Consider the following 25,255-nt stretch of genomic DNA (forward strand, 5'->3'; position numbering starts at 1 on the left):
GCATAAAAACTGGACTTATCACACTTTATCAAGGTCAAAACCACTCAATTTACTACTAATTTACTACTTATGAATGAGCTTTGATACGACGATTTATCCTTGAAAAGTGAAGATATAAAGATACTTCCAATAAAATTTGAATATTTAATAGGTAGACACTTCAAAAAATGAGGTGTCTATTTTTTTACCCGATTTTGAAAGGAAGTGAACTTATGAAAACAAAAAATCAAGAATCAAAAGGTCGTTCCCCACTCTTTAAGACCATCAAACATTCATTCAGCCAATAAAAAAGAAAGGATAGGTAAAAATATGGAACTTAAATTTGTGATTCCCAACATGGAAAAAACATTCGGCAATTTAGAATTTGCTGGCGAGGATAAAGTCGTTCAGCGAAGAATCAACGGACGGCTAACTGTCTTATCAAGAAGCTATAATCTCTATTCTGATGTTCAAAGAGCAGATGATATTGTGGTGGTGCTTCCTGCTGAAGCTGGCGAAAAACATTTCGGCTTTGAGGAACGTGTGAAGTTAGTCAATCCACGTATTACCGCAGAGGGCTACAAAATCGGCACTCGTGGTTTTACAAATTACCTTTTACATGCTGACGACATGATAAAAGAATAAAGAAAGAGAGGAAAAATGATGAGATTAGCAAATGGCATTGTATTAGATAAAGACACGACTTTTGGAGAATTGAAATTCTCTGCTCTACGTCGTGAAGTGAGAATCCAAAATGAAGACGGGTCGGTTTCAGATGAAATCAAGGAACGTACCTATGACTTAAAATCCAAAGGACAAGGACGCATGATTCAAGTAAGTATTCCTGCCAGCGTGCCTTTGAAAGAGTTTGATTATAACGCACGGGTGGAACTTATCAATCCCATTGCGGACACCGTTGCTACTGCCACCTATCAAGGAGCAGATGTTGACTGGTATATCAAGGCAGACGATATTGTGCTGACAAAGGATTCTAGTTCATTCAAAGCTCAACCACAAGCAAAGAAAGAACCGACACAAGACAAATAGTCGCTAGGTAGAAAGGAGACTTTTTCGCATGAAACAGCGTGGTAAAAGGATTCGCCCATCTGGTAAAGATTTAGTCTTTCATTTTACGATAGCGTCACTCCTGCCTGTTTTCCTGCTGGTTGTCGGACTGTTTCATGTGAAGACAATCCAGCAGATCAACTGGCAGGATTTTAACCTATCACAAGCAGATAAGATTGACATTCCCTATTTAATTATCAGTTTCAGTGTCGCAATTCTTATCTGCTTGCTGGTAGCGTTTGTATTCAAACGGGTTCGCTATGATACGGTTAAACAACTTTACCACCGTCAAAAACTGGCAAAGATGATACTTGAAAACAAGTGGTATGAATCTGAACAGGTCAAAACAGAGGGTTTCTTTAAAGATAGTGCTGGTCGTACAAAGGAAAAGATAACCTACTTCCCTAAAATGTATTATCGACTTAAAAATGGCTTGATACAGATACGGGTGGAAATCACGCTGGGAAAATATCAAGACCAACTCTTACACTTGGAAAAGAAATTAGAGAGTGGCTTGTACTGTGAGCTGACGGATAAAGAGTTAAAGGATTCCTATGTGGAATATACTTTGCTCTATGACACCATAGCCAGTCGTATTTCTATTGATGAAGTAGAAGCTAAAGATGGTAAACTTCGCTTAATGAAAAACGTATGGTGGGAATATGATAAGCTCCCTCATATGTTGATTGCTGGTGGTACAGGTGGCGGTAAAACTTACTTTATACTGACACTGATTGAAGCCTTGCTTCATACAGATTCAAAACTGTATATTCTTGACCCGAAAAATGCTGACCTTGCGGACTTAGGTTCTGTGATGGCAAATGTCTACTATAGAAAAGAAGACTTGCTTTCTTGCATTGAAACATTCTATGAAGAAATGATGAAACGTAGTGAGGAAATGAAGCAGATGAAGAACTATAAGACTGGCAAAAATTATGCTTACTTAGGTCTCCCGGCACACTTCTTAATCTTTGATGAATACGTCGCTTTCATGGAAATGCTGGGAACAAAAGAAAACACCGCAGTTATGAATAAGCTGAAACAGATTGTCATGTTAGGTCGTCAAGCTGGCTTCTTTCTAATACTGGCTTGTCAACGTCCAGACGCAAAATATTTAGGCGACGGAATCCGTGATCAGTTTAATTTCAGAGTGGCTTTAGGTCGTATGTCTGAAATGGGCTATGGCATGATGTTTGGCAGTGACGTACAAAAGGATTTCTTCTTAAAGCGAATCAAAGGTCGTGGCTATGTTGATGTAGGAACAAGTGTCATATCAGAGTTTTATACTCCCCTTGTACCAAAAGGATATGATTTCTTGGAGGAAATTAAAAAGTTATCCAACAGCAGACAGTCCACGCAGGCGACGTGCGAAGCGGAAGTCGCAGGTGTGGACTGATCTTGCTGGCTGGTGTGGCAATAGCCACGCCAGCACTTAACCCCCCGTATCTAACAGGGGGGTACAAATCGACAGGAAACAGTCAAAAAAACATTAGAAAATCCTTTGGTTACAAGGGATTTACAAAATTTCAGCGTATGTCAAATGGGCTTTAAAAGTTGACATACGCCTTTTTGATTGGAGGGATTTTTACTGAATGAACAAACTTGGTTACAGCATTTAAAAGAAAAACGCTTGGCTTATGGACTATCTCAAAACCGTTTAGCTGTTGCGACTGGTATTACAAGGCAGTATCTAAGCGATATTGAAACAGGAAAAGTCAAGCCATCAGAGGATTTACAGCAGTCCCTTTGGGAAGCTCTGGAACGCTTCAATCCCGACGCTCCCCTTGAAATGCTGTTTGATTATGTAAGGATTCGCTTTCCGACAACAGACGTACAGCAGGTGGTCGAAAACATCTTACAACTGAAACTGTCCTATTTTCTTCATGAGGACTATGGTTTCTATTCTTATTCAGAGCATTATGCTTTAGGCGACATATTCGTCCTTTGCTCCCATGAACTGGACAAAGGAGTTCTGGTGGAATTGAAAGGTCGTGGGTGCAGACAATTTGAAAGCTATCTTCTGGCACAACAAAGAAGCTGGTATGAGTTCTTTATGGACGTTTTGGTGGCTGGCGGTGTGATGAAACGCCTTGACCTTGCCATTAACGATAAGACAGGGATTTTGAATATCCCTGTACTCACTGAAAAGTGCCAACAGGAAGAATGTATCTCCGTCTTCCGCAGTTTTAAAAGCTATCGCAGTGGCGAACTGGTACGCAAAGAGGAAAAGGAATGTATGGGAAACACCCTCTATATCGGTTCATTACAAAGTGAAGTTTATTTCTGTATCTATGAAAAGGACTACGAGCAGTACAAGAAAAATGATATTCCCATTGAAGACGCAGAAGTAAAAAACCGTTTTGAGATTCGATTGAAAAATGAGCGTGCCTATTATGCAGTCCGTGATTTACTCGTCTATGACAATCCAGAGCATACCGCCTTTAAAATTATCAATCGGTATATCCGTTTTGTAGATAAAGACGATTCCAAACCTCGTTCTGATTGGAAACTGAATGAAGAATGGGCTTGGTTTATTGGGAACAATCGTGAACGATTAAAACTAACCACAAAACCAGAGCCTTACTCCTTCCAAAGGACGCTGAACTGGCTATCTCATCAAGTTGCCCCGACCTTAAAGGTTGCGATTAAACTTGATGAAATCAACCAGACGCAGGTTGTAAAAGACATTCTCGACCATGCGAAACTGACAGACCGACACAAGCAGATTTTGAAGCAACAGTCAGTAAAAGAACAGGACGTGATAACAACAAAAAAATAACTCAAATACAAATTCATTGAATATAGAGAGGAGAACATTTTTATGAATTTTGGACAAAACCTTTATAACTGGTTTCTATCAAACGCTCAATCACTGGTGCTTTTAGCAATCGTTGTGATTGGCTTGTATCTTGGCTTCAAGCGTGAGTTTAGCAAACTGATTGGCTTTTTAATTATTGCGATTATTGCGGTTGGCTTAGTCTTCAACGCTGCTGGAGTAAAAGACATTTTACTAGAGCTATTCAATCGCATTATTGGTGCTTAAATAAAACCGTTCTTTTGTGGAATATAAGTGGTTTTCTTATGTTCCGCAAAGGAATGGTACACCAAACGAAGTGCGGTAGGGATTTTTGAATCTCTACAAAGAAAGGACGTGAATATATGGACGATATGCAAGTCTATATTGCGAATTTAGGCAAATACAATGAGGGCGAATTGGTCGGTGCGTGGTTTACCTTTCCCATTGACTTTGAGGAAGTCAAAGAGAAAATCGGCTTGAATGATGAATATGAGGAATACGCCATTCATGACTACGAGTTACCCTTTACGGTTGACGAATACACTTCCATTGGCGAACTCAATCGACTATGGGAAATGGTATCGGAATTACCCGAAGAATTACAATCGGAGCTATCTGCTCTGCTCACTCATTTTTCAAGCATTGAAGAACTAAGCGAACATCAAGAGGATATTATCATTCATTCCGATTGTGATGATATGTATGACGTGGCACGCTACTACATTGAAGAAACGGGTGCTTTAGGCGAAGTACCAGCTAGTCTTCAAAACTATATTGATTATCAAGCCTATGGTCGGGATTTAGACCTTTCAGGAACGTTTATCTCAACCAATCATGGGATTTTTGAAATCGTCTATTAAATCTGTCGGTACATTACTACTGGCAGATTTTCTATTTTACGGGGTGGCTCAATCAGCTACCCCTATTTTTTATGAAAGGATTGATTACATGAAGAAAATACGAAGCTATACCAGTATCTGGTCTGTGGAAAAGGTACTGTATTCTATCAATGATTTTAGACTTCCGTTTCCCATAACCTTTACGCAAATGACATGGTTTGTCGTGTCACTCTTTGCAGTGATGATACTTGGCAACTTGCCCCCTCTTTCCATGATAGAGGGAGCATTTCTCAAATACTTTGGGATTCCTGTGGCTTTCACATGGTTTATGTCTACAAAAACTTTTGATGGTAAAAAGCCTTATGGATTTTTGAAGTCTGTCATTGCTTATGCACTGCGACCAAAGCTGACCTATGCAGGAAAAAAAGTAACGCTTGGCAGAAACCAGCCACAAGAAGCCATTACAGCAGTTAGGAGTGAATTTTATGGCATATCCAATTAAATACATTGAAAACAATCTCGTCTGGAATAAAGACGGGGAATGTTATGCTTACTATGAGCTTGTTCCTTACAATTACTCATTTCTAAGTCCAGAACAGAAAATACAAGTGCATGATTCTTTCAGACAGCTTATCGCACAAAATCGTGATGGCAAAATTCATGCTTTACAAATCAGTACAGAATCCAGCATACGTTCTGCACAAGAGCGTTCCAAAAATGAAGTCACTGGCAAGCTCAAAGCGGTTGCCTATGACAAAATCGACCAACAGACAGACGCTTTAATATCCATGATTGGCGAAAATCAAGTGAACTACCGTTTCTTTATCGGCTTTAAGTTGCTTCTCAACGATCAGGAGTTTTCTATGAAAAGTCTTACCGTTGAAGCAAAAAATGCTTTGTCTGATTTTGTCTATGATGTGAACCATAAGCTGATGGGCGATTTTGTTAGTATGAGTAATGATGAAATCCTGCGTTTTCAGAAGATGGAAAAGCTCTTAGAAAATAAAATCTCTCGTCGTTTCAAAATCCGCAGGTTAGATAAGGACGACTTCGGCTATCTGATTGAACACCTTTACGGACAGACAGGCACTGCCTATGAAGAGTATGAGTACCATCTATCAAAGAAAAAGCTGGATAATGAAACGCTGATTAAATACTATGACTTGATTAAGCCTACTCGCTGTTTGGTGGAAGAAAAACAGCGATATTTGAAAATCCAGCAGGAAGATGAAACCGTCTATGTAGCTTACTTTACCATTAACAGCATTGTCGGAGAACTGGACTTCCCGTCCTCTGAAATCTTCTACTACCAGCAACAGCAATTTACATTCCCGATTGATACGTCAATGAATGTGGAAATTGTAGCGAATCGTAAAGCCCTATCTACTGTCCGCAATAAAAAGAAAGAACTGAAAGACTTGGATAACCACGCTTGGCAAAGTGATAATGAAACCAGCTCCAATGTGGCGGAAGCTCTGGAAAGTGTGAATGAGCTGGAAACCAATTTAGACCAAAGCAAGGAATCTATGTACAAGCTGTCTTATGTGGTAAGGGTATCAGCAAATGATCTTGACGAACTCAAACGTCGTTGTAATGAAGTGAAAGATTTTTATGACGATTTAAGCGTAAAACTGGTACGACCATTTGGGGATATGCTCGGCTTACATGAAGAATTTTTACCTGCCAGCAAGCGTTATATGAATGATTATATTCAATACGTGACCTCTGATTTCCTCGCTGGTTTAGGTTTTGGTGCTACTCAAATGCTGGGGGAAAATGAGGGGATTTATGTTGGCTACAGCTTAGATACTGGACGCAATGTCTATCTGAAACCTGCTCTTGCCAGTCAAGGGGTTAAGGGTTCAGTAACCAATGCGTTAGCGTCGGCTTTTGTTGGTTCGCTGGGTGGTGGTAAATCCTTTGCGAATAACCTTATCGTCTATTATGCGGTGCTTTATGGGGCACAAGCAGTGATTGTAGACCCAAAAGCAGAACGTGGCAGATGGAAAGAAACCTTGCCAGAGATTTCCCATGAAATCAATATCGTCACTCTGACTTCTGATGAGAAAAACAAAGGCTTACTTGACCCTTATGTGATTATGAAAAATCCCAAAGATTCTGAATCACTGGCTATTGATATTCTGACATTCCTTACGGGGATTTCCTCTCGTGATGGGGAACGCTTCCCAATCCTTAGAAAAGCCATTCGTGCAGTAACCAATAGTGAAGTACGAGGGTTGATGAAAGTGATTGAGGAATTACGGGTTGAGAATACGCCACTAAGTACCAGTATAGCCGACCATATCGAAAGTTTTACAGACTATGACTTTGCACATTTATTATTCAGTAATGGTTATGTGGAGCAGTCTATCAGCTTAGAAAAACAACTGAACATTATACAGGTTGCGGACTTGGTACTTCCCGACAAGGAAACTTCCTTTGAGGAATATACCACTATGGAGCTTTTATCCGTTGCTATGCTGATTGTCATTAGTACCTTTGCTTTAGACTTTATCCATACAGACCGAAGCATTTTCAAGATTGTAGATTTAGACGAAGCATGGAGCTTTTTACAGGTAGCACAAGGAAAAACACTATCTATGAAGCTGGTTCGGGCTGGTCGTGCTATGAACGCTGGGGTATATTTCGTGACCCAAAATACAGACGACCTCTTAGATGAAAAACTGAAAAATAACCTCGGCTTAAAATTTGCATTTCGTTCCACTGACCTTAACGAGATTAAAAAGACCTTAGCCTTTTTTGGTGTAGACCCAGAGGACGAAAACAATCAGAAGCGATTGCGTGATTTGGAAAACGGGCAATGCCTTATCAGTGATTTATATGGTCGTGTCGGTGTGATACAGTTCCACCCTGTATTTGAAGAACTGCTCCATGCCTTTGATACCAGACCACCTGTGCGAAAAGAGGTGTAAATGTGAAACCATCAATAGTAAACAGAATAAAATCAAACTGGACGCTGAAACGTCTAGGTAAAGTGGCAATGACAGTGGCTTTCACACTTGTGATTGCCATTTTTCTTTTAGCCATGCTGGGAACGGTGGTTCAAGCTGCGGGCTTGGTAGATGATACGGTCAATGTGGCAAATGAATACAGCCGATACCCACTTGAAAACTATCAACTGGATTTTTATGTGGATAATAGCTGGGGCTGGCTTCCGTGGAACTGGTCGGACGGGATTGGAAAACAGGTCATGTATGGACTATATGCCATTACCAATTTTATTTGGACAATCAGTTTGTATGTTTCCAATGCGACAGGTTACTTAGTACAGGAAGCCTATTCCTTAGACTTCATTTCCGCTACAGCAGATTCCATTGGTAAGAATATGCAGACCTTAGCTGGTGTGAGTGCAAACGGATTTTCAACAGAGGGTTTCTATGTTGGATTCCTCTTACTCTTGATTTTGGTTCTTGGGGTTTATGTTGCCTATACGGGACTGATAAAGAGAGAAACCACAAAGGCAATTCATGCCATTATGAATTTTGTGCTGGTGTTTATCCTATCGGCTTCCTTTATTGCCTACGCTCCCGACTACATTAAAAAAATCAATGACTTTTCATCAGACATCAGTAATGCCAGTTTATCACTTGGCACGAAGATTGTCATGCCCCATTCCGATAGTCAAGGCAAGGACAGCGTGGACTTAATCAGAGATAGCCTGTTTTCCATACAGGTTCAGCAACCGTGGCTACTGCTTCAATACAACAGTTCAGACATTGAAAGTATCGGTATTGACCGTGTGGAAAGCCTGCTCTCCACCAGCCCAGATTCCAACAATGGCGAAGACAGAGAAAAAATTGTTGCGGAAGAAATTGAAGACAGAAGCAATACCAATCTAACCATTACAAAGACCATTAACCGTTTAGGTACAGTCTTCTTCCTATTTGTCTTCAATATTGGGATTTCCATATTTGTATTCCTATTAACAGGAATCATGATTTTCTCGCAGGTACTTTTTATCATCTATGCTATGTTTCTGCCTGTGAGCTTTATTTTAAGCATGATTCCATCATTTGATGGTATGTCAAAACGAGCCATAACAAAGCTCTTTAATACCATTTTGACACGAGCTGGAATCACATTGATTATTACGACAGCATTTAGTATTTCAACCATGCTCTATACCTTATCGGCTGGTTATCCGTTCTTTTTGATTGCTTTTCTACAGATTGTGACCTTTGCAGGAATCTACTTCAAGCTGGGCGATTTAATGAGTATGTTTTCTCTACAGAGTAACGATTCTCAAAGTGTGGGAAGTCGTGTGATGAGAAAACCTCGTATGCTTATGCACGCTCACATGCACCGTCTACAGCGGAAACTTGGACGTTCCATGACTACTCTAGGGGCTGGGTCTGCCATTGTTACAGGTAAAAAAGGACAGTCGGGTTCGGGGAGTTCTGCAAGGACACAAGCAGATCACTCCCGACCAGACGGAAAGGAAAAATCAACACTTGGAAAACGTATCGGTCAAACCATCGGTACAGTAGCTGATACCAAAGACAGAATGGTAGACACTGCTAGTGGTTTGAAAGAACAGGTTAAAGATTTGCCGACCAATGCAAGATATGCAGTATATCAAGGAAAATCCAAAGTAAAAGAGAATGTCCGTGATTTAACCAGTAGTATTTCTCAAACCAAAGCGGACAGAGCCAGTGGACGCAAGGAACAGCAGGAACAAAGGCGAAAAACCATTGCGAAGCGTCGCTCTGAAATGGAACAGGTCAAACAGAAAAAACAGCCTGCTTCTTCTGTTCATGAAAGACCGACTACAAGACAAGAACAATATCATGATGAACAGACCTCAAAACAGTCTAATATTCAGACTTCATATAAGGAATCTCAACAAGCCAAACAAGAGCGTCCAGCAGTTAAGTCCGATTTTTCAAGTCCAAAAGTGGAACGCCAAGGCAATACCGTTCAAGAAAAAACCGTTCAAAAGCCAGCAACTTCAACCACTACAGCAGATAGAACTTCACAACGTCCAATCACAAAAGAACGTCCGTCTACTGTTCAAAGAGTACCACTACAAAATACAAGAAGTAGACCACCAATCAAAACCGCCACCATTAAGAAAGTCGGTAAGAAACCATGAAGTTGAAAACTTTAGTGATTGGTGGTTCTGGATTATTCTTGATGGTCTTCTCACTGCTTCTGTTTGTTGCCATTTTATTTTCAGATGAACAGGACAGCGGAATTTCCAATATTCATTATGGAGGTGTGAATGTTTCCGCAGAAGTGCTGGCTCATAAGCCTATGGTAGAAAAATATGCCAAAGAATATGGCGTTGAAGAATATGTCAACATACTTCTTGCGATTATACAGGTGGAATCGGGCGGTACTGCGGAAGATGTTATGCAGTCCTCGGAATCCCTCGGTCTTCCACCTAATTCATTGAGTACAGAAGAATCCATTAAGCAAGGTGTGAAGTATTTCAGTGAATTATTAGCCAGTAGCGAAAGGCTCAGTGTAGATTTAGAATCGGTTATCCAGTCCTACAATTATGGTGGTGGTTTCTTAGGGTATGTGGCTAATCGTGGAAATAAATATACCTTTGAACTGGCTCAAAGTTTCTCAAAAGAGTATTCAGGTGGCGAAAAAGTGTCTTACCCCAATCCCATAGCCATACCTATCAATGGGGGCTGGCGATACAACTATGGCAATATGTTTTATGTGCAACTGGTAACGCAGTATCTTGTCACAACAGAGTTTGATGATGATACGGTACAAGCCATCATGGACGAAGCACTGAAATATGAGGGCTGGCGATACGTTTACGGTGGAGCTTCCCCGACTACTTCTTTTGATTGTAGCGGACTGACACAATGGACGTATGGAAAAGCTGGAATTAACTTACCACGAACCGCACAACAGCAATATGATGTGACCCAGCATATCCCACTATCGGAAGCACAAGCTGGCGATTTGGTTTTCTTTCATTCTACCTATAACGCTGGCTCTTATATTACTCATGTTGGGATATACCTTGGCAATAACCGTATGTTTCATGCAGGCGACCCAATCGGTTATGCCGACTTAACAAGCCCCTACTGGCAACAGCATTTAGTGGGAGCAGGACGAATCAAACAATGAGAAAGGAAGATTTAATGATGAAATTTAGAAAAAATCAGAATAAAGAAAAACAGATACCAAAGGAAAAGAAACCTCGTGTCTACTATAAGGTCAATCCTCATAAAAAGGTTGTGATTGCCTTGTGGGTACTTTTAGGGCTTAGTTTCAGCTTTGCGATATTCAAGCACTTTACAGCTATAGATACTCATACTATTCACGAAACAACTATCATAGAAAAGGAATACGTTGATACTCATCATGTAGAAAATTTTGTAGAGAACTTTGCGAAAGTCTACTATTCATGGGAGCAATCCGATAAGTCCATTGATAATCGAATGGAAAGTCTAAAAGGCTATCTGACAGATGAACTTCAAGCTCTCAATGTTGATACAGTACGCAAAGATATTCCTGTATCGTCTTCTGTAAGAGGATTTCAGATATGGACGGTAGAGCCAACTGGCGACAATGAGTTTAATGTAACCTACAGTGTAGACCAGCTCATTACAGAGGGAGAAAATACAAAGACCGTCCACTCTGCTTATATAGTGAGTGTCTATGTAGATGGTTCTGGAAATATGGTACTGGTTAAGAATCCGACCATTACCAACATACCTAAGAAATCAAGTTATAAACCAAAAGCCATTGAAAGTGAGGGGACGGTTGATTCCATTACAACCAATGAAATCAATGAGTTTTTAACGACGTTCTTCAAGCTCTATCCTACAGCGACAGCCAGTGAACTTTCCTACTATGTGAATGACGGGATATTAAAACCAATCGGAAAAGAGTACATCTTTCAAGAACTGGTAAATCCTATTCACAATCGTAAGGATAATCAAGTCACGGTATCGCTGACAGTGGAGTATATCGACCAGCAGACCAAAGCAACGCAGGTATCTCAATTTGATTTGGTACTTGAAAAGAACGGGAGTAATTGGAAGATTATAGAATAACAAATATTGGTACATTATTACAGCTATTTTGTAATCACGTACTCTCTTTGATAAAAAATTGGAGATTCCTTGACAAATATGCTCTTACGTGCTATTATTTAAGTATCTATTTAAAAGGAGTTAATAAATATGCGGCAAGGTATTCTTAAATAAACTGTCAATTTGATAGTGGGAACAAATAATTGGATGTCCTTTTTTAGGAGGGCTTAGTTTTTTGTACCCAGTTTAAGAATACCTTTATCATGTGATTCTAAAGTATCCGGAGAATATCTGTATGCTTTGTATGCCTATGGTTATGCATAAAAATCCCAGTGATAAGAGTATTTATCACTGGGATTTTTATGCCCTTTTGGGCTTTTGAATGGAGGAAAATCACATGAAAATTATTAATATTGGAGTTTTAGCTCATGTTGATGCGGGAAAAACTACCTTAACAGAAAGCTTATTATATAACAGTGGAGCGATTACAGAATTAGGAAGCGTGGACAGAGGTACAACGAAAACGGATAATACGCTTTTAGAACGTCAGAGAGGAATTACAATTCAGACGGCGATAACCTCTTTTCAGTGGAAAAATACTAAGATAAACATCATAGACACGCCAGGACATATGGATTTTTTAGCAGAAGTATATCGTTCATTATCAGTATTAGATGGGGCAATTCTACTGATTTCTGCAAAAGATGGCGTACAAGCACAAACTCGTATATTGTTTCATGCACTTAGGAAAATAGGTATTCCCACAATCTTTTTTATCAATAAGATTGACCAAAATGGAATTGATTTATCAACGGTTTATCAGGATATTAAAGAGAAACTTTCTGCGGAAATTGTAATCAAACAGAAGGTAGAACTGCATCCTAATATGCGTGTAATGAACTTTACCGAATCTGAACAATGGGATATGGTAATAGAAGGAAATGATTACCTTTTGGAGAAATATACGTCTGGGAAATTATTGGAAGCATTAGAACTCGAACAAGAGGAAAGCATAAGATTTCATAATTGTTCCCTGTTCCCTGTTTATCACGGAAGTGCAAAAAACAATATAGGGATTGATAACCTTATAGAAGTGATTACGAATAAATTTTATTCATCAACACATCGAGGTCAGTCTGAACTTTGCGGAAAAGTTTTCAAAATTGAGTATTCGGAAAAAAGACAGCGTCTTGCATATATACGTCTTTATAGTGGCGTACTGCATTTGCGAGATTCGGTTAGAATATCGGAAAAGGAAAAAATAAAAATTACAGAAATGTATACTTCAATAAATGGTGAATTATGTAAAATCGATAAGGCTTATTCCGGGGAAATTGTTATTTTGCAGAATGAGTTTTTGAAGTTAAATAGTGTTCTTGGAGATACAAAGCTATTGCCACAGAGAGAGAGAATTGAAAATCCCCTCCCTCTGCTGCAAACGACTGTTGAACCGAGCAAACCTCAACAAAGGGAAATGTTACTTGATGCACTTTTAGAAATCTCCGACAGTGACCCGCTTCTGCGATATTATGTGGATTCTGCGACACATGAAATCATACTTTCTTTCTTAGGGAAAGTACAAATGGAAGTGACTTGTGCTCTGCTGCAAGAAAAGTATCATGTGGAGATAGAAATAAAAGAGCCTACAGTCATTTATATGGAAAGACCGTTAAAAAAAGCAGAGTATACCATTCACATCGAAGTTCCACCGAATCCTTTCTGGGCTTCCATTGGTCTATCTGTAGCACAGCTTCCATTAGGGAGCGGAGTACAGTATGAGAGCTCGGTTTCTCTTGGATACTTAAATCAATCGTTTCAAAATGCAGTTATGGAGGGGATACGCTATGGCTGTGAACAAGGATTGTATGGTTGGAATGTGACGGACTGTAAAATCTGTTTTAAGTATGGCTTATACTATAGCCCTGTTAGTACCCCAGCAGATTTTCGGATGCTTGCTCCTATTGTATTGGAACAAGTCTTAAAAAAAGCTGGAACAGAATTGTTAGAGCCATATCTTAGTTTTAAAATTTATGCGCCACAGGAATATCTTTCACGAGCATACAACGATGCTCCTAAATATTGTGCGAACATCGTAGACACTCAATTGAAAAATAATGAGGTCATTCTTAGTGGAGAAATCCCTGCTCGGTGTATTCAAGAATATCGTAGTGATTTAACTTTCTTTACAAATGGACGTAGTGTTTGTTTAACAGAGTTAAAAGGGTACCATGTTACTACCGGTGAACCTGTTTGCCAGCCCCGTCGTCCAAATAGTCGGATAGATAAAGTACGATATATGTTCAATAAAATAACTTAGTGTATTTTATGTTGTTATATAAATATGGTTTCTTGTTAAATAAGATGAAATATTTTTTAATAAAGATTTGAATTAAAGTGTAAAGGAGGAGATAGTTATTATAAACTACAAGTGGATATTGTGTCCTGTATGTGGAAATAAAACACGATTAAAGATAAGGGAAGATACTGAATTAAAAAAATTCCCCCTCTATTGTCCGAAATGCAGACAAGAAAATTTAATTGAAATAAAGCAGTTCAAAGTAACTGTGATTACAGAGCCAGACGCAAAGACGCAGAGCCGATAAAATGAGATTAATACAATCTCATTTTATCGGCTCTTTCCGTTATGTATGGATTCTTTTAATTAGTCTTCGATGTTTCTTGCTTCGTTGATACCGCTGGCTAAAGATTCCATTAAGGATAGTTCTTTGTCTGTAAAGCTATCCATGTATTTCTCTATCTGTAATCGTCGGGTGCTTTTTACCAAGTTATTAGCAGGTAAGAAAAATTCATCAACGGAAACATGAAGTAACGATACAAGGTCATAAAGAACTTGTATGCTGGGGTGTTGCCCTTTATTTTCAATATTAGTTAAGTACCGTGGGTCAATTTCAATCAATGCTCCCACTTGTTCACGAGTTAAACCTCGTTTCAATCGAGCTTCTTTAATGGCTAAACCAAAGGCTCTAAAATCATATTTATCTTCTTTTTTACGCATAGTAGACCACCTCTATACATTTTATTGTCCCTACTGAATTAAAAACAGGTATAGAAAAACGTGTTATATGGTTTATAGGTTTATATTTAATAAAAAGCACTACTAAACGCCAATAAAAAAAACCGTTATATGGTAGTGCTATTTACGCTGTTAAAATATTGTATATTACTTCCAAATGGCGGTTTGTTGGAGGTCAACGTCGCCATGAAGTACATCATATACAATAAATTTCCTTACATTGGGTTCTTGTCAAAAAAAGTCGTCTATCTGCAATAGATAAGTACGTCCACCAATGTGGTTTTATAAATCATATAGATAGAATAACAGAAGCATGTAAACAGAGAAATAAATCTGTTTATATGCTTTTTTGGCTATTCAGAACTTTTTTACAAAGTTTATTTATCAGTAATGCAACAAATCCCCCTTTCACATTGGGACTAAGAGTGAAAGGAGATAAACGAGCAAGGCTCACTTCCTTTCCTAGACAGAAAGGGGGTGAGAAACATGAAACCATCTTCTTTTCAGACCACAATAGAAAATCAGTTTGACTATATCTGTAAACGTGCTATGGAAGACGAGCGAAAGAATTATATGCTTTATCTTTCAAGGATTGCAAAGCGTGAGGTGTCCTTTTCGGATGTTGGCGATTATCTTGTTAGCCAGTTTGCGACAACAGATAACTATTCAACTGACTTTCAGATTTTTACACTCAATGGGTTATCAGTAGGCGTTGAAAATGATTTGTTGAGTGAAGCATTACGTGAGTTGCCAGACAAGAAACGTGAAATTCTACTGCTGTTTTACTTTATGGACATGAGCGATTCAGAAATTGCAGACCTGTTGAAATTGAACCGTTCTACTGTCTATCGGCATAGAACCAGTGGACTAGCCTTAATTAAAAAGTTTATGGAGGAATTTGAAGAATGAAAACACAATATCCTATGATTCCCTTTCCTCTCATTGTAAAGGCAACAGATGGCGATACCGAAGCGATTAACCAGATTCTACATCATTACAGAGGGTACATAACGAAGCGTTCCCTACGACTTATGAAAGATGAATATGGCAATCAAAGTATGGTCGTTGATGAAGTCTTACGTGGAAGAATGGAAACCAGACTGATTACAAAGATTTTGTCATTTGAAATTAAGTAATATCCTCTCTCCTTTCGTGGAAGCGTGCTAAACCATTCCACGCTTCCCGAACAGGGAGGTTTGTTATTCCACCAAAGCATATTGAGCTTTCAATGTGTTTTGATAGGCTAACGAGCCATTGTTCTTTGAAAACTGAATAAAAGTAATCGAATACGTTTCGATAAGAAAAGAGCCAACGGAACTAACCGCCATGACCTATCTTATAAAGATAGCGAGCGATTCATGTTAGTGATCCGAGAAGCAATCTTTAGCAGGATTGCCTGCAACGACATTCTTATCGTGATAATGATACTCCCATACAGTCAATAGTCCGAGCGTGATAAAACCGTCGCAGGCAATGAGTATGGCTACATGAGAACCATGCAGGGGTGGAACTCCCGTGAGCTTTGCTAAAGCTGTTCGATTGCTGGTAAAACAACTTTTATGAAATCCAAATAAGTGATTTGGAAAGGAGGATTTTATGAAGCAGACTGACATTCCTATTTGGGAACGTTATACCCTAACCATTGAAGAAGCGTCAAAATATTTTCGTATTGGCGAAAACAAGCTACGACGCTTGGCAGAGGAAAATAAAAATGCAAATTGGCTGATTATGAATGGCAATCGTATTCAGATTAAACGAAAACAATTTGAAAAAATTATAGATACATTGGACGCAATCTAGCGTCGCCAAAGGGTCTTGTATATGATAAAATAGTATTAAGTCGTATCAAGGCTCTTTCCATAAAGGAAAGGAGCAAATGCCATGTCAGAAAAAAGACGTGACAATAAAGGTCGAATCTTAAAGACTGGAGAGAGCCAACGAAAAGACGGAAGATACTTATACAAATATATAGATTCATTTGGAGAACCGCAATTTGTTTACTCGTGGAAACTTGTGGCTACAGACCGAGTACCAGCAGGAAAGCGTGATTGTATCTCACTTAGAGAGAAAATCGCAGAGTTACAGAAAGACATTCATGATGGTATTGATGTTGTAGGAAAGAAAATGACACTCTGCCAGCTTTACGCAAAACAGAACGCTCAAAGACCAAAGGTTAGAAAAAACACTGAAACTGGACGCAAATATCTTATGGATATTTTGAAGAAAGACAAGTTAGGTGTAAGAAGTATTGACAGTATTAAGCCATCAGACGCTAAAGAATGGGCTATTAGAATGAGTGAAAATGGTTATGCTTATCAAACCATCAATAACTACAAACGTTCTTTAAAGGCTTCATTCTATATTGCTATACAAGATGATTGTGTTCGGAAGAATCCATTTGACTTTCAACTGAAAGCAGTTCTTGATGATGATACTGTCCCTAAGACCGTACTAACAGAAGAACAGGAAGAAAAACTGTTAGCCTTTGCAAAAGCTGATAAAACCTACAGCAAAAATTATGATGAAATTCTGATACTCTTAAAAACAGGTCTTCGTATTTCAGAGTTTGGTGGTTTGACACTTCCAGATTTAGATTTTGAGAATCGTCTTGTCAATATAGACCATCAGCTATTGAGAGATACTGAAATTGGGTACTACATTGAAACACCAAAGACCAAAAGTGGCGAACGTCAAGTTCCTATGGTTGAAGAAGCCTATCAAGCATTTAAGCGAGTGTTAGCGAATCGAAAGAATGATAAGCGTGTTGAGATTGATGGATATAGTGATTTCCTCTTTCTTAATAGAAAGAACTATCCAAAAGTGGCAAGTGATTACAACGGCATGATGAAAGGTCTTGTTAAGAAATACAATAAGTATAACGAGGATAAATTGCCACACATCACTCCACATAGTTTGCGACATACATTCTGTACCAACTATGCAAATGCAGGAATGAATCCAAAGGCATTACAGTACATTATGGGACATGCTAATATAGCCATGACGCTGAACTATTACGCACATGCAACATTCGATTCTGCAATGGCAGAAATAAAACGCTTGAATAAAGAGAAGCAACAGGAGCGTCTTGTTGCTTAGTAGTACAAATGAATTTACTACTTATTTACCACTTCTGACAGCTAAGACATGAGGAAATATGCAAAGAAACGTGAAGTATCTTCCTACAGTAAAAATACTCGAAAGCACATAGAATAAGGCTTTACGAGCATTTAAGAAAATATAAAAAGATAATTAGAAATTTATACTTTGTTTATATGAAAAATATTCAAGCAGGAGAATTCCAGATTGCTATTGCTGGTCCAAGTTTTCTACAAAGTGAAATCATAAGTATTGAAAATATGTTACCTTTAAGTGGATCATCTGTAGAAATTAACTCTCCGGCTTTTTCAACTGGTTTAACGGAATTAGATAAACAACAAGAACTTTCTGAAATTTCTATGTATCTAGATATATCTGGTATGGTAGCATCATCTCATGAAATGGCAATGTTAAGTATCTTAAACTCGATGTTAACTGGTATTAAAGATTCATTATTAGGCCATAAGTTAAGGACACAAAAGCAATGGATATATAGTATTGTATCATACCCAATATTTTATAGTAATATGACTTTACTAAAAATAGTAACTATAACACCTACAATCTATAAGAAAAAATTGATTAAAACACTGGAGAACAATCTTGTTAATGAATCCGATTTATCTGATGAACTATTATTTTATAAGGCTAAAAAAAGAGTAATCAATGAATTGTACATAAATTGTGAAGTTAATAAAAATGAATATTTAAAAACAATTTGTAGAGAAAAATTATTTGATATTCCAAGTTGGGATAGTATTGCTGAAGAGCTGGAATTGATTTCTTTAGATGAATTAAAAAGTTTTTCAAAAAAAGCAATTATTCAAAATAGGAATTACCACATTGTAATAAAATGATAATATTTTTTTTGTAGTAATCTTTATAATTTTTGTATAATGTTTTATTGAATAATTCAAAAATTTTTAAAGCATCTTCTATTTTTAAAATTGATTTTTGATTATGATGAAATTTAAGTTCAAAAAATCCTTCTAAATACAAAAGAATAGTTTGTTCAAAAAAATCTGTGGAATTAGATAATATATTCTTAGTAGCTTGTTCTAAAAATAAAGCTTCCTCATATAAGCTGTTTTCAATCATAATAAGAAGTGAATTAAGAAGTAATTGAACGAGAGCTTGTTTATTTCTAGGTATAGAACTATACAACTTTCCTTTTTTAAGCGCCTCTTTGGCATATCTAAATAATAAATTTGGTAATATTGCTCGACAACAATTTCCAAGAATAAGAATTTCGTAATATCCCCAGTTTTCAACAGAAAATAAATAATTAGTAAGATAAGAGGTGTCTTGATTACTCAATTGATGAGTATTATCAATTCCATAGATAATACTTTCAATGAAAATAGCGTTTAACTTATGATAATGAGATTTGGTTTCTCTAAACAGTTCCATCTCTTTGCTTACCATATTAAGTAATGATTTGATTTCTTGATTGTATGCAGCCTGTTGAACTAAGCGTATCAAGGTATTGAAGTCTGAAGGCTGATAATTATTACATGAAAGCAAAAACTCCTCTAGTGTTACACCTATTTTTTCAAGTAGATATAATAATTTAAAAAATGAGATTTCTGTCTCTCCTAATTCAAATCTAGATATTTGAGACTTTGAAATTTCTGCACCTGCTAATGAAGAAATAGAAATACCTTTTCCTTCTCGTATTTTTCTATAAGTTTCACCTATAATCATATTTATCTCCATTTACCATAAAAAATCATTAGAAAGCGTGACAGATTATGAAAAAATACTATCAAATTTTTTTATTACTATTTGATATTATCATTATTATTGGATTATATCAATAACATTAATGAGTCTGGGTAAAAACTCAATTTCAGGAGTAAATGAAATGAATATTCCCATAATAAAACGCATTATATCAAGTTTTTTGGACAGCCTTTGTTCGAAAATTATTTTAACTCATAGTTGATGATTCCATAAATTGAAAAGTTTTATACTTAGCATTAAAATGCTCAATTTTAATACGTATTACAAGTATCTCTATTAAACTTCTTATCCTCTTCAGTCAATAGATGCTTTTTAGAATTTTTAACAGGAATGAAGGTTATATTATGAATATTCATAATGCATAAATAATCCAAATACAGAAAATCAAGTGATTGCTCTGGCAAACTTGACCTATCCTTTCTTAAAAAGAGTAAAATCATGTGTATGACCTTCTTAAAAAACTAATTAGCAGGCATGAAGTGGTGTTAAATCGAGTATGATTTGTGTCTTCATGGTGTGTCTCTTTTTTCCTGAATAATTTTACTTTGGTTTCTTTTAGGACGTTGAAATAGGACTTTCTATGACATCAATAGCTATAGTGACACTTGCTGCTTTTAAGTTGTCTAAGGCAAATAGACCTGAAGAACGAAGAGTATCTTCTACCAATATTATCGTTCGGTGACTGTCGCTAATCCAAGACCAAAATCAAAAGCTAGGAGACGTAGAGTTGGTCAATAGAATAAATAACGCAAGTTTAGCATCAACTGTTTTTATAGACTTAGCGTTTTTGGACGTCCTCCTTTATAGTGTTTGGTTTTATAAGCTTTATTTAGACAGGATATCTTCGTTGGGAAGGTGTCCTTTTTTACACTAATAAATAATTTAAAGTTCTCAGAAGTTAGTTGCATGATCTTTTGTAAATAGTTTTCTTAACTATAGTATAGCATAGTACAGTATGCATTTTATTTTTTTCCAATAAGTCTATTATACTTCAAAGACAGCTAGTTTTATTTTTTTCTCTGAACTGTACGATTTTGCGCCTGAAATGTAGGAATTACCTTTCGTTGTGATGTGATAAAACTTACAAGTTCTTTTTGTTATTCTTGACCTAGTTTTTATAGAAAGAAGGTCTAAGATGTTAAATAAAGTCAAAACTAAAGCCTTAATTAGTGTTGGAGCAGTGGCTGCAACTAGCTTTATTCTCATGATGGGATATACTGCTGGTCAACATTCTACTGCTAAACAAAGTCGTAAAGAGATTGAATTGGCTGCAGCTAAACTTGTAGAGGACAAACAAGCAGAAGATAAAGCAAGTATTTTGTCATCAGATACTGTAAAAGAATTTTTGACACAGTACTATACGAAAGAAAAGCTCGGAGAAAATAATACACGTATTCAACCTTATATGACTGAATCAGCTTATTCTCAAGAATTGTCAAGTCAAAATGATGCCATGAACCAAGTGTATAAGGATTATATTTTGGATTATCATTTTGAAAAAGCTGATATCTTTGTCAATCAGACTACGAATCAAGCCATTGCTATGGTGTCTTATAATGTAACCTATGTATCCGATTTAAAGAATGCCAACCAATCAAAGACCAATCAGACAGAAACCAGAACGGTTAAGTTGTCTTATTCGAAACTACCAGGTAAGTTATTGGTCAATCAAGTACAGGTTTGGAAATCTGGGTTAGATGATTTAGATAATGCAACTCCTAAAACTTTAGAAGAATCATCATCAATACCATCACTGCCAAATACTACGACAAAATGATGATATTGCATGGGAATAGAAGAATGTAAGCAAATTTCAATTCTTGATGTAGCCAATCGTTTAGGTATCTCCTTTAAACAAGTTTCGAGCAGTGTCTATGAACATCCTGAACACGATTCATTTCGGATTTTTTCAACTACCAATACTTTTAAATGGTTTTCAAGAGATATTCAAGGTGATGTCATTGATTTTGTTCGACTTGTTAAGGGAATTTCCTTTAAAGAAGCTCTAGCCTTTCTTTCTGAAGAACCTTTTCAAAAAGAAGCTATTCAAGAAAAAAGAGAGAGACCATTTTATTATCCTTTAAAGAGAGTAGAAGATTCTAACTGCAGTTTGACTAGATATTACTTAACAGAATGTAGAGGAATCTCAGAAGAAATCATACAAAAGATGATTCAACAAGGTTTGATAGCACAAGCTAGTTGGAAAACAAATGAAACAGTTGAACCTGTTAACGTTTTTAAAAGCTTTGATCATCGCCACAAGCTGCAGGCAGCAAGCTTACAAGGAATTTATAAGAATCACTCTCTTCCTAGAGAAAGGTTAAAAACGATTCTAAAAGGAAGCCATGGACATGTTGGAATATCCTTTGACATTGGTAAACCAAATAGACTGGTCTTTTGTGAATCGTTCATCGACTTGATGAGCTATTACGAACTTCATCAACAAAGTCTAACTAATGTTCGTTTGGTATCTATGGAAGGATAAAAAAGGTCTGTTGTTGCTTATCAAACTTTACGACTAATAGCTGAAGAAAATCAGAAGTTGGAATTTTTAGATACAGTAACACCTTCAAAGTTATTGCATTTGATCAATACAATTCGTGATACCACCACCTATTTCGATAATCATCCTGATTTATTGACACTTGCGGTAGATTGTGATGATGCAGGAAAAGATTTTTCTGATAAGTTATCTCAATCAGGATTTCCTGTTTTACTGGATTTACCTAATAATGAATCTGGGAAAGAAAAAATAGACTGGAACGATATTCTTAGAGAAAAGAAATCAGATTTTCAATTTAAGCTTGAAACTGTAAAAGAGACATTTGGAAATCCACCAGTAAGACAAAACTCTCAATGTTTAGAATTGTGATAACAAAATCAAGATGTTTTAGCTAATATTAGAATGAAGGAGGATCGTATATGACCATAATCGAGCGCTTAGAAGAAAAGGTCACTAGGCAAGAAAGCAAGGTAGCAAGAGAGACAGAAAAACTCGCTGCTTACAAAGAGCAACTGGAGACAGCGATGTTTGCGACGTTCAAAAGGCGTCAAAGCATCAGTCACATGAGTTTTGAAGAAGCTCTTGACCATGCCTTTGGTAAAGAAAGACAATTCGATGATTCTGAATTTAGAAAGGATGAAATGAGTGAATGACAAAAGATTGGAATTTTAATCAACCATTAGAAAGTAAATCAGAAAATCAAGGGGATTCAGATAAAATTGCGGCCTTATTTGGAAATCATCAAGGAGGTAATGATGTAAATTATGAAGCAGCTTTTCAAAAGCGAAAACAAGCGCCTGTGACGGAATCAAATTCTAGTTCTAAACCTAAAGTTACAGAGGTTAGAACAGGAAAAGAGACAGATATCACTACAAGTTATCAGCAACATCTTAAAAGACTTATTGCTGATAACAATAGCGATATTCAAAGCAGTCAAAAGAAAATTGAAGAGCTACATACGTTGATTGACACAAAGAATAAAGACAATAAGAAATTACAGTCCATTTATGATGCGATTTCGGAATTACACTAAGCAGTCCTGATAGGCTGCTTTTTTTGAGAGGTTATAGATGTTTACAACATTTTTTAAGAAAAATCACGACAATAGTGATGTATTTAAAAAGCTGATTCATAGACTATCTGATATGTCTGTCCAAGATCTTGAAAAAATAGACCGACTGTTAGATATCATTTTCACTCCAGATCAAGAATCAGAACAAGTAAAAACAGAATCAACTTATAGGGAAGAAACTTTGGACGACACATTAAAGGAAGCTAAGAATCAACTTCATAAGGAACAATTGGAGAAGAATTTAGAGAGATTTAGGAAAGACGGAAGGAAGTGAATAGTTTTATACAATTTTCTTTTACTTGAATAAAGTCTTGTGTTATACTTTTAGTATAGACTAGAGAAGGAAGTAAATATTTTGGAGTTGACTACCAAGCAGGAAAAGCAACTAGGTCAGACGCAGTGGTTTCATGCTACATTATTGAGACATTTAGAANCCTTAAAAAGTGGTATAGATGTTAAATTTAATTTAGGAAGTGAGCTAGATTTTGGTCCTGGTTTCTATATCACGCCTGACTTTGAACAAGCTAGAAAATTTATTAACAAGCAAGTTGAAGTATTAAATCGAAGCAGCTCTAATAATAATATTTTTGACTCAGAAGAAGAAGTAGGAATTATAGTAGAATTTCGTATTTCAAATTTTATAGAAATTTTTAAGAACCCTGACTATCATTGTCACTATTTTGCAAAACATAAAAAGTCAGAGTCAGATTTAGATTTTGCTGAATTTGTCGTTCAAAATCGGGAAAATCCAGATGAATTACAACACCATTTTGATTTTATCTATGGTGTTCAGACTGATGACAATCCAACCCAAGCTTTAGCTCGTTTTCGTCAGAATGAAATTACAAAAGAAGAAATGCTTGCTGAGTTTAGAAAACCATATTCTTTTAAACAATTATCCATCCACAACCAATCTTTTTGTGATATAATGAAAATAGAGAAGGTTTATCAATCAAAAACAGGAGAGGAGTTACAAAAATGGCAGTAGTATCATTGGAAAATAATATTAAACTATATAGTTCAGAATTATTTCAAGCACTATTAAAAGCCTCTAATTATAAATTGGATAAGCGTATTGCTCAGACTGTTGCAGAAGGCTATGCTCGTAATCTAGATTATTCTGATCCTGAACTGATGCATGTTGGTGTAACTTCGGTTGCTAACAATCTGCTTACAAAAATTAAACAAGAGTATTTTAATGTATAGTATTTTAAAAAGCCACCGAAAAAGGAATTACTCTTTAAGGTGGCTTTTTTAGAAGTAAAGTTTAGGCTAGAAAAACAAGAAGTAACGCACCAAAAATGGTGCATTTCTTTTTTCTAAATGTTATGGCTCTTTGTCAACTGCAGTGGGTTGAAGAAAAGCTAAGATCTTGAAAGGACACATTTCGTCCTTTCTTTTTTGATGTTCAGAGCGATAAAAATCCGTTTTTTGAAGTTTTCAAAGTTTCGAAAACCAAAGGCATTTCGTTTGATGAGTTTAATGAGATTATTAGTCGCTTCCAATTTGGCGTTAGAATAGGGTAGTTAAAGGGCGTTGATGTTCCAAAGGAAACAGCACAACTCTTGAAAAGTATGGGATATGAAGTACAATTAGCTTTGATTGCGACAAAGCCTAAGCTGTCCTATCTGAGCACCCTTATCCGTTATGAAGAACTGTACGCTATCAATCCAGATCAAGCACGCGCAACTCCAAAAGAACATCATGATTTCATTGTAAATCATCTAGTTGATAATACAAGACAATTGGAAAAACTAGCTATCTTTGAAAGAATTCAAATTTACCAACGAGATAGAAGTTGTGTATACGATTCAGAAGAAGACAAAACTTCAGCAGCAACCGTTCTACATGATTTACTATTTGGAGAATGGAATCAAGTTGAGAAAGAGATGCTTAAATCTGGAGAAGAAAGACTGAAAGATTTAACTAATCGAAATGGTAGTTAGAACACAAATTTTAAAATATAATCTACTTATAACTTTTGTTAGTTGTTTAAGGTGGGCGAAAATTTTTTAGAACCAAAAAAACGCATAGTCTCAGGTGTTGAAAAACTTGAAATTATGCGTTTTCTTCAAGAATTGAGATTTTGACCATCTCTTTTT

28 protein-coding genes and 4 pseudogenes are annotated in these 25,255 nt (G+C 36.7%); 28 read left to right on the forward strand and 4 right to left on the reverse strand.

Annotated elements, in window-relative coordinates; translation table 11 throughout:
- Positions 1-309: 309 nt before the first annotated feature.
- From D8847_RS08840 to D8847_RS08910, 15 genes and pseudogenes are all read left to right on the forward strand, one after another.
- On the forward strand, positions 310-624 hold the full coding sequence (locus D8847_RS08840; protein WP_000420682.1) for a YdcP family protein: 315 nt from the start codon (positions 310-312) through the stop codon (positions 622-624).
- A 15-nt stretch (positions 625-639) separates the two neighbouring features.
- The gene (locus D8847_RS08845; RefSeq protein WP_000985015.1) at positions 640-1,026 is read left to right on the forward strand and encodes a YdcP family protein; all 387 of its coding nucleotides are present in this window, start codon (positions 640-642) and stop codon (positions 1,024-1,026) included.
- A 28-nt stretch (positions 1,027-1,054) separates the two neighbouring features.
- Complete coding sequence (locus D8847_RS08850) at positions 1,055-2,440, forward strand: FtsK/SpoIIIE domain-containing protein (RefSeq protein ID WP_000813488.1); 1,386 nt, start codon at positions 1,055-1,057, stop codon at positions 2,438-2,440.
- Positions 2,441-2,442: 2 nt separating this feature from the next.
- On the forward strand, positions 2,443-2,595 hold the full coding sequence (locus tag D8847_RS08855) for a hypothetical protein (RefSeq protein ID WP_000879507.1): 153 nt from the start codon (positions 2,443-2,445) through the stop codon (positions 2,593-2,595).
- 22 nt (positions 2,596-2,617) lie between these two features.
- Entirely contained in the window at positions 2,618-3,823 is a 1,206-nt protein-coding gene (gene mobT / locus D8847_RS08860) for a MobT family relaxase (protein ID WP_000398284.1), read from the forward strand.
- Positions 3,824-3,865: 42 nt separating this feature from the next.
- A complete protein-coding gene (locus D8847_RS08865) occupies positions 3,866-4,087 on the forward strand; it encodes a hypothetical protein (protein WP_001009056.1) in 222 nt (73 codons plus the stop codon).
- A gap of 116 nt (positions 4,088-4,203) precedes the next feature.
- Positions 4,204-4,701 (forward strand): antirestriction protein ArdA, encoded by a 498-nt coding sequence (locus D8847_RS08870; protein WP_000342539.1) that lies wholly within the window; start codon positions 4,204-4,206, stop codon positions 4,699-4,701.
- Between the two features lie 88 nt (positions 4,702-4,789).
- Positions 4,790-5,182, forward strand: coding sequence for a conjugal transfer protein (locus D8847_RS08875; protein ID WP_000723888.1), 393 nt, complete (start codon positions 4,790-4,792; stop codon positions 5,180-5,182).
- Positions 5,166-7,613: an ATP-binding protein gene (locus D8847_RS08880; RefSeq protein ID WP_000331160.1), complete on the forward strand. Its 2,448-nt coding sequence runs from the start codon at positions 5,166-5,168 to the stop codon at positions 7,611-7,613. Before D8847_RS08875 ends, D8847_RS08880 begins: the two co-directional genes overlap by 17 nt.
- 2 nt (positions 7,614-7,615) lie before the next feature.
- Entirely contained in the window at positions 7,616-9,793 is a 2,178-nt protein-coding gene (locus tag D8847_RS08885) for a CD3337/EF1877 family mobilome membrane protein (RefSeq protein WP_000804748.1), read from the forward strand.
- The gene (locus D8847_RS08890; protein ID WP_000769868.1) at positions 9,790-10,791 is read left to right on the forward strand and encodes a lysozyme family protein; all 1,002 of its coding nucleotides are present in this window, start codon (positions 9,790-9,792) and stop codon (positions 10,789-10,791) included. Before D8847_RS08885 ends, D8847_RS08890 begins: the two co-directional genes overlap by 4 nt.
- A complete protein-coding gene (locus D8847_RS08895; RefSeq protein WP_001224320.1) occupies positions 10,788-11,723 on the forward strand; it encodes a conjugal transfer protein in 936 nt (311 codons plus the stop codon). The genes D8847_RS08890 and D8847_RS08895 overlap by 4 nt, the downstream gene beginning before the upstream one ends.
- Before the next feature lie 313 nt (positions 11,724-12,036).
- A pseudogene (locus D8847_RS10865) lies at positions 12,037-12,084 on the forward strand (hypothetical protein); the annotation flags it as partial.
- 15 nt (positions 12,085-12,099) lie between these two features.
- Positions 12,100-14,019: a tetracycline resistance ribosomal protection protein Tet(M) gene (gene tet(M), locus D8847_RS08905; protein WP_019418832.1), complete on the forward strand. Its 1,920-nt coding sequence runs from the start codon at positions 12,100-12,102 to the stop codon at positions 14,017-14,019.
- A gap of 118 nt (positions 14,020-14,137) precedes the next feature.
- Complete coding sequence (locus tag D8847_RS08910; protein WP_000336323.1) at positions 14,138-14,305, forward strand: cysteine-rich KTR domain-containing protein; 168 nt, start codon at positions 14,138-14,140, stop codon at positions 14,303-14,305.
- Positions 14,306-14,364: 59 nt separating this feature from the next.
- On the opposite strand, the gene D8847_RS08915 is transcribed toward D8847_RS08910, so the two are convergent.
- Positions 14,365-14,718, reverse strand: a complete 354-nt coding sequence (locus D8847_RS08915; protein ID WP_001227347.1) for a helix-turn-helix transcriptional regulator — start codon at positions 14,716-14,718, stop codon at positions 14,365-14,367.
- A 504-nt stretch (positions 14,719-15,222) separates the two neighbouring features.
- Between D8847_RS08915 and D8847_RS08925 the strand changes: the two genes are divergently transcribed.
- The gene (locus tag D8847_RS08925) at positions 15,223-15,645 is read left to right on the forward strand and encodes a sigma-70 family RNA polymerase sigma factor (RefSeq protein ID WP_000804885.1); all 423 of its coding nucleotides are present in this window, start codon (positions 15,223-15,225) and stop codon (positions 15,643-15,645) included.
- On the forward strand, positions 15,642-15,872 hold the full coding sequence (locus D8847_RS08930; RefSeq protein ID WP_000857133.1) for a helix-turn-helix domain-containing protein: 231 nt from the start codon (positions 15,642-15,644) through the stop codon (positions 15,870-15,872). Before D8847_RS08925 ends, D8847_RS08930 begins: the two co-directional genes overlap by 4 nt.
- A gap of 225 nt (positions 15,873-16,097) precedes the next feature.
- On the opposite strand, the gene D8847_RS10820 is transcribed toward D8847_RS08930, so the two are convergent.
- Positions 16,098-16,349 carry a hypothetical protein gene (locus tag D8847_RS10820; RefSeq protein WP_001845478.1) on the reverse strand — a complete coding sequence of 84 codons (252 nt, stop codon included), beginning with the start codon at positions 16,347-16,349 and terminating at the stop codon, positions 16,098-16,100.
- Here D8847_RS10820 and D8847_RS08940 point away from each other — a divergent pair.
- The 3 genes from D8847_RS08940 (at position 16,333) to D8847_RS08950 (ending at position 18,692) form a co-directional block, all read left to right on the forward strand.
- Positions 16,333-16,536 carry an excisionase gene (locus D8847_RS08940; protein ID WP_000814511.1) on the forward strand — a complete coding sequence of 68 codons (204 nt, stop codon included), beginning with the start codon at positions 16,333-16,335 and terminating at the stop codon, positions 16,534-16,536. The genes D8847_RS10820 and D8847_RS08940 overlap by 17 nt on opposite strands.
- 81 nt (positions 16,537-16,617) lie before the next feature.
- Positions 16,618-17,835: a tyrosine-type recombinase/integrase gene (locus D8847_RS08945; RefSeq protein ID WP_031900727.1), complete on the forward strand. Its 1,218-nt coding sequence runs from the start codon at positions 16,618-16,620 to the stop codon at positions 17,833-17,835.
- Positions 17,836-18,011: 176 nt separating this feature from the next.
- On the forward strand, positions 18,012-18,692 hold the full coding sequence (locus D8847_RS08950; protein ID WP_050269752.1) for an insulinase family protein: 681 nt from the start codon (positions 18,012-18,014) through the stop codon (positions 18,690-18,692).
- On the opposite strand, the gene D8847_RS08955 is transcribed toward D8847_RS08950, so the two are convergent.
- Positions 18,655-19,539, reverse strand: coding sequence for a helix-turn-helix domain-containing protein (locus D8847_RS08955; protein ID WP_000583376.1), 885 nt, complete (start codon positions 19,537-19,539; stop codon positions 18,655-18,657). The two genes, D8847_RS08950 and D8847_RS08955, sit on opposite strands and share 38 nt — an antisense overlap.
- 1,174 nt (positions 19,540-20,713) lie before the next feature.
- On the opposite strand from D8847_RS08955, the gene D8847_RS08960 reads away from it, so the two are divergent.
- From D8847_RS08960 to D8847_RS08990, 7 genes and pseudogenes are all read left to right on the forward strand, one after another.
- Positions 20,714-21,355, forward strand: a complete 642-nt coding sequence (locus D8847_RS08960) for a hypothetical protein (protein ID WP_050078401.1) — start codon at positions 20,714-20,716, stop codon at positions 21,353-21,355.
- 9 nt (positions 21,356-21,364) lie between these two features.
- Positions 21,365-22,450 (forward strand): annotated as a pseudogene (locus D8847_RS08965) (DNA primase).
- Positions 22,451-22,500: 50 nt separating this feature from the next.
- Positions 22,501-22,734: a DUF5965 family protein gene (locus D8847_RS08970; RefSeq protein ID WP_000152419.1), complete on the forward strand. Its 234-nt coding sequence runs from the start codon at positions 22,501-22,503 to the stop codon at positions 22,732-22,734.
- On the forward strand, positions 22,731-23,114 hold the full coding sequence (locus tag D8847_RS08975) for a DUF5945 family protein (protein WP_000159223.1): 384 nt from the start codon (positions 22,731-22,733) through the stop codon (positions 23,112-23,114). The genes D8847_RS08970 and D8847_RS08975 overlap by 4 nt, the downstream gene beginning before the upstream one ends.
- A 37-nt stretch (positions 23,115-23,151) precedes the next feature.
- Entirely contained in the window at positions 23,152-23,427 is a 276-nt protein-coding gene (locus D8847_RS08980; protein WP_000495441.1) for a hypothetical protein, read from the forward strand.
- 81 nt (positions 23,428-23,508) lie between these two features.
- Entirely contained in the window at positions 23,509-24,141 is a 633-nt protein-coding gene (locus tag D8847_RS08985; protein ID WP_125841313.1) for a DUF3990 domain-containing protein, read from the forward strand.
- Positions 24,132-24,359, forward strand: coding sequence for a hypothetical protein (locus D8847_RS08990; RefSeq protein WP_000301903.1), 228 nt, complete (start codon positions 24,132-24,134; stop codon positions 24,357-24,359). Before D8847_RS08985 ends, D8847_RS08990 begins: the two co-directional genes overlap by 10 nt.
- Positions 24,360-24,517: 158 nt before the next feature.
- Here the strand turns inward: D8847_RS08990 and D8847_RS08995 are convergent.
- Positions 24,518-24,679: pseudogene (locus D8847_RS08995) on the reverse strand (transposase); the annotation flags it as partial.
- On the opposite strand from D8847_RS08995, the pseudogene D8847_RS09000 reads away from it, so the two are divergent.
- A pseudogene (locus D8847_RS09000) lies at positions 24,680-25,099 on the forward strand (zeta toxin family protein); the annotation flags it as partial.
- Between the last annotated feature and the right edge of the window lie 156 nt (positions 25,100-25,255).

Origin of the sequence: Streptococcus mitis (assembly GCF_003942795.1) — a bacterium.
Lineage (GTDB): Bacteria > Bacillota > Bacilli > Lactobacillales > Streptococcaceae > Streptococcus > Streptococcus mitis_BJ.

Excerpts from the sequence above, each read along its gene's own strand:
- D8847_RS08845 (WP_000985015.1), top strand. The coding sequence starts at position 640 with ATGATGAGATTAGCAAATGGCATTGTATTAGATAAAGACACGACTTTT.
- D8847_RS08990 (WP_000301903.1), top strand. The coding sequence starts at position 24,132 with ATGGCAGTAGTATCATTGGAAAATAATATTAAACTATATAGTTCAGAA.
- D8847_RS08880 (WP_000331160.1), top strand. The coding sequence starts at position 5,166 with ATGGCATATCCAATTAAATACATTGAAAACAATCTCGTCTGGAATAAA.
- D8847_RS08970 (WP_000152419.1), top strand. The coding sequence starts at position 22,501 with ATGACCATAATCGAGCGCTTAGAAGAAAAGGTCACTAGGCAAGAAAGC.
- D8847_RS10820 (WP_001845478.1), bottom strand. The coding sequence starts at position 16,349 with ATGTCAGTCTGCTTCATAAAATCCTCCTTTCCAAATCACTTATTTGGA.
- D8847_RS08865 (WP_001009056.1), top strand. The coding sequence starts at position 3,866 with ATGAATTTTGGACAAAACCTTTATAACTGGTTTCTATCAAACGCTCAA.
- D8847_RS08945 (WP_031900727.1), top strand. The coding sequence starts at position 16,618 with ATGTCAGAAAAAAGACGTGACAATAAAGGTCGAATCTTAAAGACTGGA.
- D8847_RS08870 (WP_000342539.1), top strand. The coding sequence starts at position 4,204 with ATGGACGATATGCAAGTCTATATTGCGAATTTAGGCAAATACAATGAG.
- D8847_RS08950 (WP_050269752.1), top strand. The coding sequence starts at position 18,012 with ATGAAAAATATTCAAGCAGGAGAATTCCAGATTGCTATTGCTGGTCCA.
- D8847_RS08915 (WP_001227347.1), bottom strand. The coding sequence starts at position 14,718 with ATGCGTAAAAAAGAAGATAAATATGATTTTAGAGCCTTTGGTTTAGCC.
- D8847_RS08955 (WP_000583376.1), bottom strand. The coding sequence starts at position 19,539 with ATGATTATAGGTGAAACTTATAGAAAAATACGAGAAGGAAAAGGTATT.
- D8847_RS08850 (WP_000813488.1), top strand. The coding sequence starts at position 1,055 with ATGAAACAGCGTGGTAAAAGGATTCGCCCATCTGGTAAAGATTTAGTC.
- D8847_RS08840 (WP_000420682.1), top strand. The coding sequence starts at position 310 with ATGGAACTTAAATTTGTGATTCCCAACATGGAAAAAACATTCGGCAAT.
- D8847_RS08875 (WP_000723888.1), top strand. The coding sequence starts at position 4,790 with ATGAAGAAAATACGAAGCTATACCAGTATCTGGTCTGTGGAAAAGGTA.
- D8847_RS08895 (WP_001224320.1), top strand. The coding sequence starts at position 10,788 with ATGAGAAAGGAAGATTTAATGATGAAATTTAGAAAAAATCAGAATAAA.
- D8847_RS08925 (WP_000804885.1), top strand. The coding sequence starts at position 15,223 with ATGAAACCATCTTCTTTTCAGACCACAATAGAAAATCAGTTTGACTAT.
- D8847_RS08975 (WP_000159223.1), top strand. The coding sequence starts at position 22,731 with ATGACAAAAGATTGGAATTTTAATCAACCATTAGAAAGTAAATCAGAA.
- D8847_RS08980 (WP_000495441.1), top strand. The coding sequence starts at position 23,152 with ATGTTTACAACATTTTTTAAGAAAAATCACGACAATAGTGATGTATTT.
- D8847_RS08940 (WP_000814511.1), top strand. The coding sequence starts at position 16,333 with ATGAAGCAGACTGACATTCCTATTTGGGAACGTTATACCCTAACCATT.
- D8847_RS08890 (WP_000769868.1), top strand. The coding sequence starts at position 9,790 with ATGAAGTTGAAAACTTTAGTGATTGGTGGTTCTGGATTATTCTTGATG.
- D8847_RS08960 (WP_050078401.1), top strand. The coding sequence starts at position 20,714 with ATGTTAAATAAAGTCAAAACTAAAGCCTTAATTAGTGTTGGAGCAGTG.
- D8847_RS08930 (WP_000857133.1), top strand. The coding sequence starts at position 15,642 with ATGAAAACACAATATCCTATGATTCCCTTTCCTCTCATTGTAAAGGCA.